Below are 16,460 nucleotides of genomic sequence, written 5' to 3' on the forward strand. Positions count from 1 at the left end.
GCGACGCGATGCACGGCGACCCCTCACCAATCATCGACGCCCACACCCACGTCGTGCCCCCGGAGGTTGCGGCCGATCGGGAGCGATTCCTCGAAGCCGATCTCTGGTTTCGCCGTCTCTACACCAATCCCCGGCGAACCCTCGCCACCGCCGACGACGTGGCGCTGGAGATGGCCCGCTCGGGCGTCGACACCACCGTGGCCTTTGGCTTTGCCTGGCGCGACCCGAGCCTGTGCGTGCTCAACAACGACTACATCCTGGAGCAGGCCGCGGCGCACCCCGATTCGCTGGTGCCCTATTGCGTGGTTTCGCCGTCCGACCTCGAGTTCAGCATCGTCGAGATGGAACGCTGCCGACGGCGGGGCGCGGTCGGCGTGGGCGAGCTATTTCCGGAAGGCCAGGGCTGGAACCTGAACGACCGCGGCGCCTTGCGGGCGTTCATCGGCGCGGTGCGCGGGCTCGAGTTGATCCTCAACTTGCACGTCAGCGAACCGGCCGGCCATGACTATCCCGGCAAGGACTCGACCACGCCCGCGGCCATCTGGCCGCTGATCGAGATGGCGGGCGGCGAGGTGCCCATCGTGCTTTCGCACTGGGGCGGCGGCGCCGCGTTCTACGAGCTGATGCCGGAGGTGCGCGACCTCACCCGGCAGATCTACTACGACTCGGCGGCCAGCCATCTGCTGTACCTGCCGGCCGTATTCGACGTGATGGCGCGGCTGGCGCCCGGCCGGATTCTCTTCGGCAGCGATTTCCCGCTGATGACGCAGCGTCGGGCGCTGCGTCACGTGCGGGCGGCGGGACTCGACGATGAGACGATGGCGGCATTGCTGGGCGGCAACGCTCGCATGCTGGGGCTGGGCGGCGCCTCTAAATTGACATAACGGACACGACGCGAGTTCGCTAGCGCGCCAGCTCCCGTTCGATCTCGGCGGTGAGGCGCGCCAGGTGGGTCGGGTCATAGCCGACCCCTGCGGCCTGATCCACGAGCTGACGCGTTTGCTCCAGCCCGCTGCGGTGCTCGGCCGATCCAGGCTCCTCGCGCACGGCCACCTGCAGCGCGTCCCGCGCTTGGAGGTAGAGCTGACGCCCCTGCTCCTCCGGCGACTCCTCCTGGACACCGACGCCGAGCAGCCGCTTGGTCAACGTGACTGCGGAAGCTGCATCCGGCGCGTAGCCGTCGGCATTGATCTCGTCGGCATAGCGCTGCGTCACCGGCGCGCCGCCGATGATGCACTGCACCTGGTCATCGAGACCCGCCGCCTCGACGGCTTCGATCGTGCTGCGCATGTTCGTCATCGTCGTGGTCAGCAGCGCCGACATGCCCACGATGTGCGCGCCCTGACTCAGCGCTTCCTGGACGTATTCGTCGGGGTGGGTGTCGATGCCGGTGTCGGTGACGTCGAACCCAGCGCCTTCGAGCATCATCGCCACCAGGTTCTTGCCGATGTCGTGCAGGTCGCCGCGGACCGTGCCGATCACCACTCGGCCCAGCGGCTCGATTCCCGACTCGGTCAGCAGCGGACGCAGGATGGCCATCCCCGTCTTCATCGCCCTGGCGGAAATCAGAACTTCCGGCACGTAGTACTGGTTCGTGCGGAACAGCTCGCCCACGACGTCCATCCCGGGGATCATGCCGTCGTTGATGATCGCTCCGGGTGATACCTCGGCCTCGAGGCACGCCTTGACTAGGCGGTCCACGCTCGGCGCGTCGCCCTTGATGATGCTGTCGCTTAATTCCTGGAATGCCGCGTCGATGTCGATATCCGCCATTGCACGTCCTGGGTCGTGGGGGGAAGTCTTGCCGGCCCTCCGCCGCGTCCTCTTCCACGTAGCGCGTACGGACCCGGTCCAGCCGCGAGCGTACCATCACCACGAGCCGCGCGACCGCCAATCGAGTCGCGCACAGGTGAGCGGCCCCGTGCCACGATGGGCTGCCCGACATTGGTGAAAAGGTCTCGTGCGCTGGCCTCAACCGTCCGCCGTGGTGCTCGCCAGCGGCAGTCCGCACAAGCTGGCCGAGTTTCGGCGGTTGTTTCTCGGCTCGCCGGTTCGGATCCTGCTCGCGGCGGAGGTGGCTTCGCCGCCGCAGGTGGAAGAGACCGGCGCCACCTTCCTGCAGAACGCGCGGCTCAAGGCCAACGCATATGCCCAAGCCTGCCGGGCGTGGTGTCTGGCCGATGACTCGGGATTGGCGGTTGACGCGCTGGGTGGCGCGCCGGGCTTGCGGTCGGCGCGCTACGCCGGGCCCGCGGCAAGCGATCACGCGCGCAACGCCAAGCTGCTCGCAGCGATGGCCGATGTACCCGATGCGCGGCGCACCGCGCGGTTTCGATGCGCGGTGGCGCTGGCGGCACCGGACGGATCGATCGCCTACACCGCCGTTCGCAGCTGCGAAGGCCGCATCGCGCATGCGCCGAGAGGCGACCAAGGATTCGGTTACGACCCGCTCTTCATCGTCGGCATGGGGGATCGCACCATGGCCGAGATGACGCCCGACGAGAAAAACCGCATCAGCCATCGCGGGCAGGCGGCCCGCGCGGCGCGACGTTTCGTGGAAGGCCGCCTGGCGACGACGGCGCCCACCTGACCGCCGCCGTTTCGCGGCGCGCGGCACCCCCTTTGCTACGCTCCGGCGCGGCAGCGATCCCCCACCGACACGTGCCACCCGACGCCCGCGCCGTCCTCCTCACCGCCGCCGGATCCCTCACCTCGCAAGCGATCGGATGTCGCCTGGCGCGAGACGGAGCGTGCGTAGCGTTCGCCGACGCCGACCACTACGCGGCATGCGCGGCCGCGCAGGCCATCCGCGCCGACGGCGGAGAGGCGGTGGGGTTCGGGATGGATGCTCGGGACTGGACGTCGACCCAATCCTCCGTGCAAGCGGCGCGAGATCGTTGGGGGCGGCTGGACCTTTTGGTGAACCTGGTCGACGACCTGCCGGCGGCGCCCTTCCTGGCGCTTTCCGAAGCCGACCTCGCCGAGTCATTCGACGCCGCCCTGGTCAGTCTCATGCACGGCGTGCGGGCGGCCACGGAGCAGATGCGGGCGGCGGGTGCGGGATGCATCGTCAACGTGTTCCCCCTCGGCGGTGAAGACAATGTGCTCGGCAGCGCGACGGCGGGCGCGGCGGAGATGCTCACGCGCGCCGCGGGCGTCGAGCTCGCCCTGCTCGGCATCCGCGTCGCCGGGATCGCCGCCGTGAGCGTTCGCGAGGACCCGGCGGCCGTTGCCGACGCCGTGGCGTTCGCGGCCTCATCCGACGCCAGCTATGTCACCGGGTCAACCCTGGTGATCGCGGAAAGGCACACCCAGCAGTGGATCGCCCGGTAGCCATCGTCACCGGCGCCGCTCACGGCATCGGACACGCATGCGCCCTGCGCCTGGCCGACGAGGGCTTCTACGTCGCGGCCACGGACATTGACGACGCGGTGCACGCGCACGCCGCCGAAGGCCGCATCGAAACGCATGAACTCGACGCCGCGGATATCGCCGCCGGCCGCTCGCTGGTCGACGATCTTTCCGAGCGGCTCGGCGGCGTGGATGCACTCGTAAACAACGCGGGATTCACGGAGCGCCGATCCATCGAAGAGCTGGAAACCGCTGAGTGGAGTCGCATGCTCGACGTGCACGTGCGCGGTCCGCTGTTTCTGATTCAGGCCGTCGCGCGCAATCTCATTCGTCGGGGCGCGGCCGGCGCCGTCGTAAACATGACGTCGATCCGCGCCATCGTGGCCGAGCCGGGCCAGCTGCACTACTGCGCGGCCAAGGGCGCCCTCCACGCGCTGGCGCCGGCGTTGGCCCCGGAACTCGGGCGGCACAACGTCAGGATCAACAACGTCTCGCCGGGCCTCGTTGCCACGCGCATGACGGCCAATGTGCGCGCCGACCCCGAGGCCCTGTCGCTGCGCCTGCCCCGTCTGCCGATGGCACGCTACGCGGAACCGGCCGAGGTCGCGGCCTGCGTGGCGCATCTTCTTTCGGACGACGCCCGGGCCATCTCCGGGCAAACGCTGGCGGCCGACGGCGGGTATCTGGCTGGCTAAGGCGAGTTCGGACTCGGCCGCGCCGATGCTTGATACTTGAGTATGCGTGTCTCCGATCGGCCGGCGTTTCGCCCCTCGCGCCGGCGCGGCCAGAACTTCCTGGTGGACCGCGGTATTCAGCGCCGCATCGCCCAGGCGGCGCAGCTGCCGCCCGAAGCGGTGGTGCTGGAGATCGGCGCGGGCACCGGCTTGCTCACCGAAGCGCTCCGACCGTTCGCGTCTCGCGTGATCGCGGTGGAAGTCGAACCCCAGCTGGCGGAGCCGTTGCGCGAGCGCTTCGCCGACGATGAAGCGATCACCGTGGTCAACGCCGACGCGCTGGCGTTGGACATCGCCACCCTGGGCGTCGGCGACTACCACGTCGTCGCGAACCTGCCGTTCAGCGTCGGCACCCGGCTGCTGGTGGAGTTGCTGCAATCCACGTCGCCGCCGCAGAGCCTCACGGTGCTGCTGCAGCGCGACGTGGTCGACCGCGCCTGTGCGCCCCCCGGCAAGATGCGGCTGCTGAGCGTGATCGTGCAGTCGCTGGCGGAGCCGCGGCGGCTCTTTGACATCCCGCCGGGCGCGTTCCGGCCTCGACCCAAGGTCACGTCCACGCTGCTTCGCTTGCGTCCGAGACCGCTCGACGCTCGGGATCGCGTCCACGTTTCCCGCCGCATCGCCGCCGCCCGCCGGGCGTTCGGGCAGCCGCGCAAACAGCTGGCCAATGCCCTGGGGTCGCCAACCGGAATCGCCGCGTCGCTGGAAGGACGCGGCATCGATCCGAAGCGGCGACCCGAGACGCTCACACTGGAGGAGTGGGACGCCGTGGCCGAGGCGCTTGCATACCTGCCAACGACCGCCACGACCGTTTCGCTAGCCCCGTGAGCTGGCTCCGGCGCTTTCGGCGCGACTCCACGAAGTTTGGCCCGGCGTACTTGATCGTTGGACTGGGAAACCCGGGGCCGGAATACGCGCGCACGCGGCACAACGCGGGCTTCGACGTGTGCGATCGACTGGCGGACCGGCGGCGGGATTGGCGCCGCACGCGCGATACGCTCACCTGGCAAGGCGAGGTTGCAGGCGTGCCCGTGACGCTTCTCAAGCCGAGGACCTATGTCAACGCCTCCGGACCGGCCGTCGGCCGTGCGCTCGACTCGGCCGGCCTTCCCATCGACCGCCTCATCGTGGTGCAGGACGATCTCGACCTGGCGTTTGCGCGCGTGCGCCTGCGGCACGGCGGATCGTCGGGCGGGCACCGGGGTATCGACTCGATCCTGCGTTCCGTGGGCGGCGCTCAATTCCTGCGCGTGAAGATCGGGATCGGGCGCCCGCCGCCGGAAATGGACCCGGCGGCATACGTCCTGCAACGATTCGCCGCCTCCGAGCGCGAGGCAATCGACGACGCGTTCGATCGCGCCGCAGACGCGGTGCGGGCGCTCCTGACGCGGCCGCCGGCCGACGTGATGCAAGAGGTGAACCAACAGCATGCGGCTGTCCGACCTCGCGGCTGAGTTCGCCGCGGAACCGACGCTGGCCGCGGCGCTGGCGGCGGCTGACCAGCGCGACGATGCGCTCACCGTCGAGCTGCGCGACGCGCTAAAGCCCCTGTACGTCGCGTTGCAGGTCGAACGCCTCGGGCGCCCGCTCATCATCGTCACCGCCGAGGAAACGCGAGCCGGCGAGCTGGCGCATGACATCGGCATGTGGGCCGGCGACACTCCCGTGCTCCACTTCCCCGACGTGGATCAACCGGCATTCGCCATGCTGGCCATCAACCACGAGCTGCTCGCACGGCGGGTGGCGGTTATGGGCCGGCTGGCCCACGCGAACGAGGGCGATCCCATCGTGGTGGTCGCGTCGGCGCGCGCCCTCATGCGGCGACTCATGCCGGTGGACGAGTTCCGGAGCAACTACCTCACACTGGCGCCGGGCGCCGTCACCGACCTGGAGGCGTTGACTCGGCGCCTCGTGAGCCTGGGCTACGAACCGACCCCGCTCGTCGAACGGCCGGGCGAGTTTGCCCATCGTGGCGGCATCGTGGACATCTTTGCTCCCGGCGCCGCGCTGCCGGTGCGGGTCGATTTCTTCGGAGACGAGATCGAGTCCGTGCGCACCTTCGATCCCGATTCCCAACGCTCCCTGCGACCGGCGCCGGAGCTGATCATCACGCCGGCGACCGAGGTGCCGATTTGGCTTGGAAATCGCGTCGCCGGGCGCCTGCGCGAGCTGCCGCTTTCCGACCTGCGGCCCGAGGATCGCCAGACCTGGAGCAGCCACCTCGATCGGCTCGAAGGCGGCGAGTATTTCGACGACGCCGCCTTCTACACCACCAGCCTGCTCCCGGATGCCGTGTCGCTGCTCGACTACGCGCCGCAGGGCATGTGCGTCATCGACGAGCTGGAGCAGCTGTGGCTGGCGCTGCGCGACACCGAGCGCACCGCGACGGAAAACCGCGAGCGCCTGGCGTCCAACGGGGAGCTGCCGGCGGACTTCGCGTCACCGCTGTTTCCCGCATCCGCCATGGTGGAGCGCGTCGAAGTCGCGCCGGTGCGCTTGACCTACGTGCCCAGCCTGCCCGGCGCCGCGGAGGGCCGGCGCGCGGTCGTCGAGGCATTCGGCCCCGTGCCGTCCTATGCGGGCCGCCTGCGGCGCCTCTCCGACGACCTGGAGGCGCTGCGCCGCGACGGCCGCCGCGTCGTGATCGTGAGCTATCAGGGGCGCCGCCTGCAGCGGCTGCTCCTCGATCAGCACCTGCCAACGACGTCGCTGGAGGAACTGAAGCAATTGGATGCCTCGGGTTCAATCAGCGTGCTCGGCGGCACGCTCAGCGAGGGGCTGCGCCACGACGGTCTCGGCCTTACGTTGGTCACCGACGCCGAGGTGTTTGGCCGCCGCCGTGTCCGGCGCGGACGCCGATCGCGCCGCGGCGCGGAGCGCACCTTCCTCGCCGACCTCCAACCCGGCGATTACGTGGTGCACGTCGACCACGGCGTGGCGCGCTTCAGCGGCATCGTGCAGCTGCAGGACACCGGCGGCGCGCGCGAGTACCTGCTGCTGCAGTACACGGGCGACGACCGCCTCTACGTGCCGGTGGACCAGGTCGCCCGCGTGCAGAAATTCGTCGGCATGAGCGACGCCGAGCCCAGGCTCAGCCGGCTCAACACCGCCGATTGGCAGCGGGCGAAGCGGCGCGCGCGGAAGTCGGCCGAGTCGATTGCGGGTGAGTTGCTCGAAATCTACGCCGCGCGCGAGCTGGCCACCGGCATGGCGTTCGGCGCCGATTCCGCAGCGCAGCGGGATTTCGAGGAAGCCTTCGCCTTCATCGAAACCCCCGACCAGCTCACGGCCATTGCCGACACCAAGACCGATATGGAACGCGAGCGCCCCATGGATCGCCTCGTGGCCGGCGACGTCGGCTACGGCAAGACCGAGGTGGCTTTGCGCGCGGCCTTCAAGGCCGCCATGGACGGACGGCAGGTGGCGGTGCTGGTTCCGACCACGATCCTGGCGCAGCAGCACTTCGACACCTTCGTCTCGCGCCTCACCGACTTCCCGGTCAAGGTCGAGCTGCTCAGCCGCTTCCGCGGCCGCCGGGAGCAGTTGGACGTCCTGGCGGGCCTGGCCTCGGGCGACGTCGACATCGTCATCGGGACGCATCGGCTCCTGCAGAGCGACGTGACCTTCGCCGACCTGGGATTGATCGTCGTCGATGAAGAGCAGCGCTTCGGCGTCGCGCACAAAGAACGGCTCAAGGCGCTGCGCAAGAACGTGGACGTGCTCACGCTCACCGCCACCCCGATTCCCCGCACGCTGCACATGGCGCTGGCCAGCCTGCGCGAGATCAGCGTCATCGAGTCGCCGCCCGAGCAGCGCCTCGCCGTCAAGACCTACGTAACGACCTACAACGACGACATCGTGCGCGATGCCGTCCGCTCCGAGCTTGGGCGCGGCGGTCAGGTCTACTTCCTGCACAACCGCGTGCAGACGATTTACACCTGGCAACGCCGACTGCAGGAATTGCTGCCGGACGTGGAGATGCAGGTGGCCCACGGGCAAATGCCGCCGGCCGAGCTCGAGGAGGTCATGTACCGCTTCGCGCGGGGCGACGCCCAGGTGCTGGTGGCCACCGCCATCATCGAGAACGGGCTCGACATTCCGAACGTGAACACCATCATCGTCAACGATGCGTGGCAGTTTGGCCTCGCGCAGCTCTATCAGCTCCGGGGGCGCGTTGGCCGGGCCGCGGCCCAGGCCTACGCCTACTTCATGTATCAGAAGGGGCACACCCTCACCGAGCAGGCGCAGAAGCGCCTCCAGACGATCCTGGAAGCCTCGGATTTGGGCGCCGGATTCCGCATCGCCATGCGCGACCTCGAGATTCGCGGTGCGGGAAACCTGCTCGGAGCCGAGCAGCACGGCCACATGAGCGCCGTGGGATTCGACCTCTATTCGCGCATGCTGGCGGAAGCCGTGGACCGGCTGCGGGGCGTGGCGCCCGAACCCGAGCTGCCGTCCGCGGTGGTGGACCTTCCGCTGGACGCCTATCTGCCCGACGACTACATGGGGTCCTACGCCACCAAGGTGCGCGAGTACCAACGGCTGGCGCGGCTGCGGGGGATCGACGAGGTCGAAGCGGCGATCACGGACATCCGGGACCGGTTTGGCGCGCTGCCGGAGCCCGTGGACAATCTGGCCTATCTGCTCCGGATCAAGGCGCGGGCGCAAGCGTTAGGATTCTCTGCCGTCACGACGTACGGGCGAGAGCTCATCATCAAGGCGCCGCCGGAGTTCGCGCCGAGCCCCACGGTGATGCTCAAGGCCGCCGGCTGGGGCGTCAAGCGCGGACAGGCCGGACTCGTGTGGCCGGATTTCGCGCGCGATGCAGAATGGCAGGCCAAATTGATGCGCTTGCTTGACGACCTCGTACGCTGGGACGCGCTCGCGCCGGCGTCTCGGTAGGGTCGGCACCGCACCAGGCAATCACAGAGGCAAGGACACCCGACACGACCATGGCCGCACGCAAACGCGCCGCCACCGCGGCGACCAAGACCCGCGGGGGAAAGAACCTCGTCATCGTGGAGTCGGGCGCCAAGGCCGCCACGCTGCAGCGCTTCCTGGGGTCGCAGTACAAGGTCGTGGCCTCGGTCGGGCACGTGCGCGACCTGCCGGCCAGCGCCGCCCAGGTTCCCAAGAACCTCAAGGGCAAGAGCTGGGCGACGTTGGCGGTCAACGTGGACGAGGGTTTCCGTCCCGTCTACATCGTGCCCGCCGACAGGAAGCGCGTCGTCGCCAATCTGCGGAGCGACCTAAAGACCGCCCAGGAGCTGTTGATCGCGACCGACGAGGACCGGGAGGGGGAGGCAATCGCCTGGCACCTGGTGGAGGTCCTGAAGCCGAAACTGCCGATCCGGCGCATGGTGTTCCATGAAATCACGCGCTCGGCCGTCGAGGAGGCGTTGGGGCAAACGCGCGACATCGATCAGCACCTGGTGCGCGCGCAGGAAGCGCGTCGCGTGCTGGACCGGCTGATCGGATATCTCGTGTCACCCGTGCTCTGGAAAAAGGTGCAGAGCGGCCTCTCCGCCGGTCGGGTGCAGACGCCGGCGCTGCGGCTCATCGTCGACCGCGAGCGCGAACGCATGGCCTTCGTGCACGCGGCGTACTGGGGCCTGACGGCCACACTGGCGCCGGCCGATCGCCCCGACGGCGAGTTTCCCGCGCGCCTTGTGCAACTCGATGGCCACGACATCGCGACCGGCGACGACTTCGACCCATCCACCGGCAGCTTGCTGGCCAACCGCCGGGTTCGCCGGATTGACGAGGCCGACGCGCGCCGCCTGACGGCGGCGCTTGCCGACGCCGCGTTTCACGTCGTCAGCGTGGACAAGCGCCCGGTGACGCGCCGCCCGGCGCCGCCATTTATCACGTCGACGCTGCAGCAGGCCGCCTCGCGCCGATTGCGCTTCAGCGCTCGCCAAACGATGCGCGTGGCCCAGCAGCTTTACGAGGGCGGCTACATCACCTACATGCGCACGGACTCGCCCACGCTGTCCCAGCAGGCGATTGCCGCGGCGCGGGACGAGGTCGATCAGCGCGCCGGCAAGGAGTACCTGCCCGAGAAACCGCGGCGATATCGGGCGCGGGCGGCTCGCGCGCAGGAGGCCCATGAAGCCATCCGGCCCGCGGGCGAGCGCTTCCGGCACCCGGATGACCTGGGCGACGATGTGGACGCCAATGGCCGGCGCCTCTACACCCTGATCTGGCAACGCACGCTGGCCTCGCAGATGCGAGACGCCCACTTCGAGCGGACGCGCGTCCGGATCGAGGCGGCGGCAGGCGACGACGGGACCGCGGTCTTCCAAGCCAACGGACAGATCGTGGTTTTCGACGGCTTCCTGCGGATCTACGGCGGCGGCGACGGTGACGACGACCGGGTCCTTCCGGACATGTCGAGCGGCGATGTCCTGAAGGTCCATGGCCTCGAGCCCAGCGAGCACGCGACCCGACCGCCCGACCGCTGGACCGAAGCCAGCCTGATCCGCGAGTTGGAGCGGCTGGACATCGGTCGCCCGTCCACCTACGCAACCATTCTCGAGACGATTCAAGACAAGTACGTGGCGCGCAAGGGGTCGGCGCTGGTTCCCCGCTGGCACGCGTTCGCCGTCATCCAGCTGATGGCCGTGCACTTCCCCGAGTTGGCCGACGCCGACTTCACCGCCCGCATGGAAGACGGGCTCGACCGGGTCGCCGCGGGCGAGCTCGACCCGCTGCCCTGGCTGTCGGCGTTCTACTTCGGCGCGGACGGCGCGTCGGCCAACGGCAAGGAGGCCATGCTGCGCGACGGCCTCCACCACCGCATCGACGCGAGTTGGGACGCCATCGACGCGCGCGCCGTCTGCACGATCCCGCTGGCGGGAACGAACGGCGCGCGGGCTTCGGTCCGCATTGGCCGCTATGGCCCGTACATCGAATCGGCGGAGGGCGGCCGACGCGCGCGGGTGCCGGAAGACCTGGAACCCGATCAGCTGACCGCCGACGCCGCCGCCGAGCTGCTGGAGCAGGCGACGCGGGGCGATCAACCGCTCGGCGCCGATCCCGATTCGGGGCTGCCCATCTATCTCAAGCAGGGCCGCCGTGGCGCGTACTTGCAGCGTGGCGAGGGCCAGACCGGCCGTGGGGCCGGCGGTCGAAAGCGCCCGCAGACCACCAGCGTGTGGCCCACCATCGACCCCGAGTCGATCACCCTCGACCAAGCGCTGGAGCTGCTCGCCTATCCGAAGCGGCTCGGCACGCACCCCGAAACGGGCGAGGACGTGACGGCGCAGGACGGGCCCTACGGCCCCTACGTGAGATGCGGCGGCGAATCTCGCAGCCTGCCCGGGCGCGGCAACGCCCGGTACGAGAAGCTGGCCTCCGTCGAGCTGGCCGAAGCCCTTGAGTTGCTGCGCACGCCGCGCCAGACACGCCGCCGGGGTGAGCCGCCGCCGTCGCTTGCAGAGCTCGGCGCCCATCCCACCTCGCAGGCGCCCATCACGGTCCGCGACGGTCGCTACGGCCCCTATGTCACCGACGGCACGCTCAACGCGAGCCTGCCCAAGGACCGCGAGCCCTCTTCGATCACCCTGGACGAGGCGGTGGCGCTGCTGGCGGCTCGCGCCGAGCGGGTCGCCGCCCAGGGCGGGCGCAGCCGACGGCGGTCGGGCAGGCGGCGGCGGACGTAACGTCGCCCGTGCGTCCGCGTCCGGGTCATGGGTTGCTTTGGTTTAGCCCAAGATCGTTTCCCTGCCCGCGTCTCTCGTCCGATCCCCTCTCCCCACCGTGGGAGAGGGTTAGGGTGAGGGGGTTCCGCGTCGACCGCGCGCCGCCCGGACCCAGATGACCCACTAGCCGCATCGGCCCGGCAAGTCGCCTGCGATATGCTTGGCGCACGCCCGTGACTTACGGGCGAATACGCACGCTGTCTGATCTGCTGCGCCCTGCCGCGAAAGCGGTTGGCAGCCGAGTCGACGACGGCGGATGAGCCAAGGGCAAACGAAAGGACGATGCGGCATGGCGGTTGCGACCATGCGAGACCTGTTGGAAGCCGGGGTGCACTTCGGTCACCGCACACCACGGTGGAACCCGAAGATGCGCCCGTTTATTTTTGGGGCCCGGGGCGGCATTCACATTGTCGACCTGCAGCACACCGTGCGCGGATTGATGGCCGCGCAGGCGTTTACGCGATCGGTGTCCGCCGACGGGGGCGACATCATCTTCGTCGGCACCAAGCAGCAAGCGCAGGAAGTGGTGCGCGAGGAGGCCGAGCGCTGCGGGGCCCACTTCGTGGTGCACCGCTGGCTCGGCGGCACGTTGACCAACTTCGACACCCTGCGGACGCGCGTGCAGCGCCTCCGCGAGTTGCAGGCGCGCCAGCAAGCCGGCGACTTCGAGCGCATGTCAAAGAAGGCCGCGCACGCTCACGCCATCGAGACGGCCCGGCTTGAGAAGCGGATGGGCGGCATTCGCAATCTGTCGCGGCTGCCCGCCGCGCTCTTCATCATCGATCCCAAGCGCGAGGCGATCGCCGTCAAGGAGGCCCGGCGCCTCAGCATCCCCATCATCGCCCTCACCGACACGAACTGCGATCCCGAGGACGTCGACTACGTGATTCCGGGCAATGACGACTCGATCCGCGCCGTTCGAGCGATCACCGAGCAAATCGCCAACGCCATTCTGGGCGGACGCGAAGAGCACGAGCGGCGCGAAGCCGAGCGCGCGGTGCGAGCCGCCCGCGAAGCCGAAGCCGCCATGGCCGCCGCGGCTCGCGCCGAGCAGCAGGGCGCATCCACGGCCGACATGGAAGCCGCCATGCTCGAAGCGGCCGGGGAAGTGGCGGCGACGCCATCCGCCGAGGCGCAGGAATCCGCCGAGCCCGCGGCTCCGGCCCCGGCGAAACCGGCCGCAGCAGAGGCCGCATCGGCCCCGCGTGCCGCTCGTGGCCGGCGACGGCCCGCGGCGCGATCCGGAGCCGCCCCGCGAGGCCGGCGCAAGCCGCGCGCCGCAGCGTCACCTCCGAACCCACCCGCCCCCCCACAGGACGCCAGCGATGCCTAAAGTCTCAATCGAGGATATTCGGGCACTTCGGGCCGAGACCGGCGCCGGCGTCATGGACGTCAAGCGGGCGCTCGAGGACGCCGACGGCTCAATCGAGAACGCGCGCACATTGCTTCGCGAGCGTGGCCTGGAGCTTTCCGCCAAGCGCGCCGACCGCGAAACGGGCGAGGGCATCATCGAGGCCTACGTACATCCGGGCCGTCCGCTGGGCGCAATGCTCGAGATTCGCTGCGAAACAGACTTCGTCGCCCGCACGCCCGAGTTCACGGCCCTGGCGCACGATCTCGTCATGCACATCGCGGCCATGGCGCCCGAGCGGGTCGCCGACGACGACGCGGGCGACGGGCAGGCCTTGCTCGACCAGCCGTGGTTTCGCGACACATCGCAAAAGGTGCACGAGGTCGTGCAGGAGGTCGAGGCCCGAGTCGGAGAGCGGATTCAGATCGCGCGGTTTAGTCGCTACGAGATTTAGCGCCGAAACGGGGGGACAGCGGTGCGAGCCCACACCTACCAGCGCGTACTCCTGAAAATCGGCGGCGAATCGCTCGCCGGTGACGACGGCTTCAGCATCGAGACAAGTCGCGCGCGCGCGGTGGCCGACCGCATCGTCGAAGCCCGCGCGCTGAACGTCGAGATCGCCATCGTCATCGGCGGCGGCAACTTCTGGCGCGGTGGCGAAATGCCGACCATGGCCCGCTCGACCGCCGATTACATCGGCATGCTCGGCACGGTGATGAACGCCCTCGCGCTGCAAGAGGCGCTTGAAAGCGTTGACGTCCCCACCCGTGTCCAAACGGCCATCGAGATGCGCGAGGTGGCGGAGCCCTACATCCGGCGCAAGGCCATGGCCCACCTCGAACAGGGGCGCGTCGTGATCTTCGCCGCCGGCACGGGCAATCCATTCTTCACCACGGACACCGCCGGGGCCCTGCGCGCCATGGAGATCAACGCCCAGGCCCTGCTCAAGGCAACCAAGGTCGACGGCGCCTATACGGACGATCCCGAGCTGAACCCCAATGCCACCCGGCTCGACGAGATCACCTATCTCGACGCGCTCAACCGCGGGCTGCGGATCATGGACGCGACCGCATTCAGCCTCTGCATGGACAACGACCTGCCCATCGTCGTCTTTCGGCTCGAAGATCCGGGCAGCCTGCAGCGCGTGCTCACCGGCGAGCGCGTCGGTACAGTGATCGCGGCATGAGCGAGCTCATCGACGAATTCCTGGACGACGCGGCCCACCGCATGCGGCAGGCCGTGGCCCACCTGGAACACGAGTTGCTGGCCACCCGCACCGGGCGCGCCTCGCCGGCCTTGGTGGAGAATCTCAGCGTCGAGTACTACGGCCAGCCGACGTCCCTCAAGCAGATCGCCGGCATCTCCGTGCCGGAAGTGCGGCTGCTGGTGATTCAACCTTGGGACAAGTCCGCCATTCCCGACATCGAGCGCGCGATCCTCAAGTCCGATCTCGGCATCACGCCGTCCAACGACGGCACGGTGATTCACTTGCCGATTCCGCCGCTCAGCGAGGACCGCCGACGCGACCTGGTGAAGCTTGTGCGCACCCGGGTCGAGGCGGCGCGCGTGGCGGTGCGCAATGTTCGGCGCGATGTGCAAGACGATCTGCGCGACCTGTCGCGCCAGAAGGAGGCCTCGGAAGACGAGGTGCGCCGTGGCACTCAGCAGCTGCAAGACCTCACCGACAGCCACATTGCGCAAGTCGACGCCGCCGGCGGGCGCAAGGAAACCGAGGTGATGACCGTCTGAACGCCAGCGCGGACGAAACGGGATCCGACACGGCGACGCCCGATCATGTTGCCATCATCATGGACGGCAACGGGCGCTGGGCGCGCAGCCGTGCCCTGCCCCGAACCGAGGGCCACCGCGAGGGCGCCCTGCGGGTGCGCGGGATCGCCGAAGCCTGCATCGACATCGGCATCTCCACCCTCACGGTGTTCGCCTTCTCCACCGAGAACTGGGACCGGCCGCACGACGAAGTGGACGTGCTGATGGCCCTGATTCCCGAGCGCCTCGCCGCCGAACGCGCCACCATCTTCAACAATGACGTGCGCATTCGCGTGCTTGGCGAAATCGAGTCGCTGCCCCTGGCGGACCGCGTGGCCGTGCGAACCATCGTTCGCCAGACCGTGAAGCACCAGGCGCTCACCCTCAACATCGCGTTCAACTATGGCGGTCGCTCGGAGATTCTGCGCGCGGTGCGCAATCTCATGCGGGACGGCATTGCCCCGGAAGACGTGAGCGAGGACCTTTTCGCCTCCTACCTCTATACCAGCGACATCCCCGACCCCGACCTTGTGATTCGCACGGCCGGGGAGCAGCGCTTGAGCAACTTCCTCATCTGGCAGGCGGCGTACGCGGAGCTCTACTCCACGCCGACGCTGTGGCCCGATTTCACCCGCGATGAGTTCGACAAGGCCCTGGCCACTTACCGGCAACGCGAGCGCAAGTTCGGGCGCGTGGCGGACCAGCCGCGCGTGGTCAGCGACCTGATCTCCGGATAGCCTTCGCTGCGCGCGCGCGTCCTCAGCGGGGCCGTCCTCATTCCGGCCGTGGTGGCGGTCGTCTGGTGGCACCCCTCGGCGCTGGCGGTGCTGGTCATCGTCGGGGCGGCCCTCACCGCGCGCGAGCTGGCGCACCTGCTGCTGCGCGGCCCCCGCCAACACCTGCGGGCGCTCGCTCCGGCGTTGGCGGCGTTGGTCGTGGCGCTGGCGGCAGTGCCCGAAGGCGAGCGGGTGTGGCTGGGGACGCTCACGGCCGCACTGCTTGCCGCGGGGCTGATTGCCCAATTGGCGACGACGGACTCGCACCGCTTTGCCAACTGGGCGCTCGCGGCGGCCGCCGGCGGCTACGCCGGGGCGCTGCTGGGGCTGGCCGTGGTGCTCCGTACCCTGCCCGACGGATTCGCCTGGACTCTGCTGGCGCTGGTGGTCACCTGGGCCTACGACTCACTGGCATACGCCGCCGGTCGCACGGTTGGGCGCCACGGCTTCATGACGCACATCTCGCCACGCAAGACTTGGGAAGGCGTGGCCGGCGGAACTCTCGGCAGCATCGCCGCCACGGCGGCCTTCGTACCGTTCCTTCCAATCGAGGCATGGCAGGTCGTCCCCTTTGGCCTGGCCTGGGCCGCCGCCGCGCAGACTGGCGACCTCGTGGCGTCGATGGTCAAGCGGGACGCCGGCGCCAAGGACAGCGGTCAGTTGATCCCCGGCCACGGTGGTATGTTGGATCGCGTGGACGGCCTGCTGTTCGTGGTGCCGGCCGTGTTCGCCGCCGCCCACTTCATCGGCTAGCGATCCCGAGGCGCGGGCACCCCGC

At 69.3% G+C, this 16,460-nt stretch carries 14 protein-coding genes and 1 pseudogene; 14 read left to right on the forward strand and 1 reads right to left on the reverse strand.

Translation table 11 applies throughout. The features are described 5' to 3' along the window. Positions 1-8: 8 nt before the first annotated feature. Positions 9-884: an amidohydrolase family protein gene (locus OXG33_14300; protein MCY4115086.1), complete on the forward strand. Its 876-nt coding sequence runs from the start codon at positions 9-11 to the stop codon at positions 882-884. Between the two features lie 241 nt (positions 885-1,125). Here the strand turns inward: OXG33_14300 and OXG33_14305 are convergent. Next, positions 1,126-1,773, reverse strand: a pseudogene (locus OXG33_14305) (corrinoid protein). Positions 1,774-1,984: 211 nt separating this feature from the next. Here OXG33_14305 and rdgB point away from each other — a divergent pair. The 13 genes from rdgB to OXG33_14370 all read left to right on the forward strand — a co-directional run bounded on the left by rdgB (position 1,985) and on the right by OXG33_14370 (position 16,435). Beyond that, positions 1,985-2,590 (forward strand): RdgB/HAM1 family non-canonical purine NTP pyrophosphatase, encoded by a 606-nt coding sequence (rdgB, locus tag OXG33_14310; GenBank protein ID MCY4115087.1) that lies wholly within the window; start codon positions 1,985-1,987, stop codon positions 2,588-2,590. 71 nt (positions 2,591-2,661) lie between these two features. After that, complete coding sequence (locus OXG33_14315) at positions 2,662-3,333, forward strand: SDR family oxidoreductase (protein ID MCY4115088.1); 672 nt, start codon at positions 2,662-2,664, stop codon at positions 3,331-3,333. Beyond that, positions 3,318-4,046 carry an SDR family NAD(P)-dependent oxidoreductase gene (locus OXG33_14320; protein ID MCY4115089.1) on the forward strand — a complete coding sequence of 243 codons (729 nt, stop codon included), beginning with the start codon at positions 3,318-3,320 and terminating at the stop codon, positions 4,044-4,046. The genes OXG33_14315 and OXG33_14320 overlap by 16 nt, the downstream gene beginning before the upstream one ends. 42 nt (positions 4,047-4,088) lie before the next feature. Continuing rightward, positions 4,089-4,913 carry a 16S rRNA (adenine(1518)-N(6)/adenine(1519)-N(6))-dimethyltransferase RsmA gene (gene rsmA / locus OXG33_14325; protein MCY4115090.1) on the forward strand — a complete coding sequence of 275 codons (825 nt, stop codon included), beginning with the start codon at positions 4,089-4,091 and terminating at the stop codon, positions 4,911-4,913. After that, positions 4,910-5,539 carry an aminoacyl-tRNA hydrolase gene (gene pth / locus OXG33_14330; GenBank protein ID MCY4115091.1) on the forward strand — a complete coding sequence of 210 codons (630 nt, stop codon included), beginning with the start codon at positions 4,910-4,912 and terminating at the stop codon, positions 5,537-5,539. Before rsmA ends, pth begins: the two co-directional genes overlap by 4 nt. Then, positions 5,514-8,987: a transcription-repair coupling factor gene (mfd, locus tag OXG33_14335; protein MCY4115092.1), complete on the forward strand. Its 3,474-nt coding sequence runs from the start codon at positions 5,514-5,516 to the stop codon at positions 8,985-8,987. Before pth ends, mfd begins: the two co-directional genes overlap by 26 nt. A 50-nt stretch (positions 8,988-9,037) precedes the next feature. Continuing rightward, a complete protein-coding gene (topA, locus tag OXG33_14340) occupies positions 9,038-11,749 on the forward strand; it encodes a type I DNA topoisomerase (GenBank protein ID MCY4115093.1) in 2,712 nt (903 codons plus the stop codon). 328 nt (positions 11,750-12,077) lie between these two features. Continuing rightward, positions 12,078-13,121: a 30S ribosomal protein S2 gene (gene rpsB / locus OXG33_14345; GenBank protein MCY4115094.1), complete on the forward strand. Its 1,044-nt coding sequence runs from the start codon at positions 12,078-12,080 to the stop codon at positions 13,119-13,121. Further along, the gene (locus tag OXG33_14350) at positions 13,114-13,593 is read left to right on the forward strand and encodes an elongation factor Ts (protein MCY4115095.1); all 480 of its coding nucleotides are present in this window, start codon (positions 13,114-13,116) and stop codon (positions 13,591-13,593) included. Before rpsB ends, OXG33_14350 begins: the two co-directional genes overlap by 8 nt. Before the next feature lie 21 nt (positions 13,594-13,614). Further along, a complete protein-coding gene (gene pyrH / locus OXG33_14355) occupies positions 13,615-14,325 on the forward strand; it encodes a UMP kinase (GenBank protein ID MCY4115096.1) in 711 nt (236 codons plus the stop codon). A 41-nt stretch (positions 14,326-14,366) separates the two neighbouring features. Continuing rightward, the gene (frr, locus tag OXG33_14360) at positions 14,367-14,888 is read left to right on the forward strand and encodes a ribosome recycling factor (protein ID MCY4115097.1); all 522 of its coding nucleotides are present in this window, start codon (positions 14,367-14,369) and stop codon (positions 14,886-14,888) included. After that, positions 14,885-15,643 carry a polyprenyl diphosphate synthase gene (gene uppS, locus OXG33_14365; protein MCY4115098.1) on the forward strand — a complete coding sequence of 253 codons (759 nt, stop codon included), beginning with the start codon at positions 14,885-14,887 and terminating at the stop codon, positions 15,641-15,643. Before frr ends, uppS begins: the two co-directional genes overlap by 4 nt. A gap of 6 nt (positions 15,644-15,649) precedes the next feature. Continuing rightward, positions 15,650-16,435 carry a phosphatidate cytidylyltransferase gene (locus OXG33_14370; protein MCY4115099.1) on the forward strand — a complete coding sequence of 262 codons (786 nt, stop codon included), beginning with the start codon at positions 15,650-15,652 and terminating at the stop codon, positions 16,433-16,435. Positions 16,436-16,460 lie beyond the last annotated feature (25 nt).

Source organism: Chloroflexota bacterium (assembly GCA_026708035.1).
Lineage (GTDB): Bacteria > Chloroflexota > UBA11872 > UBA11872 > UBA11872 > JAJECS01.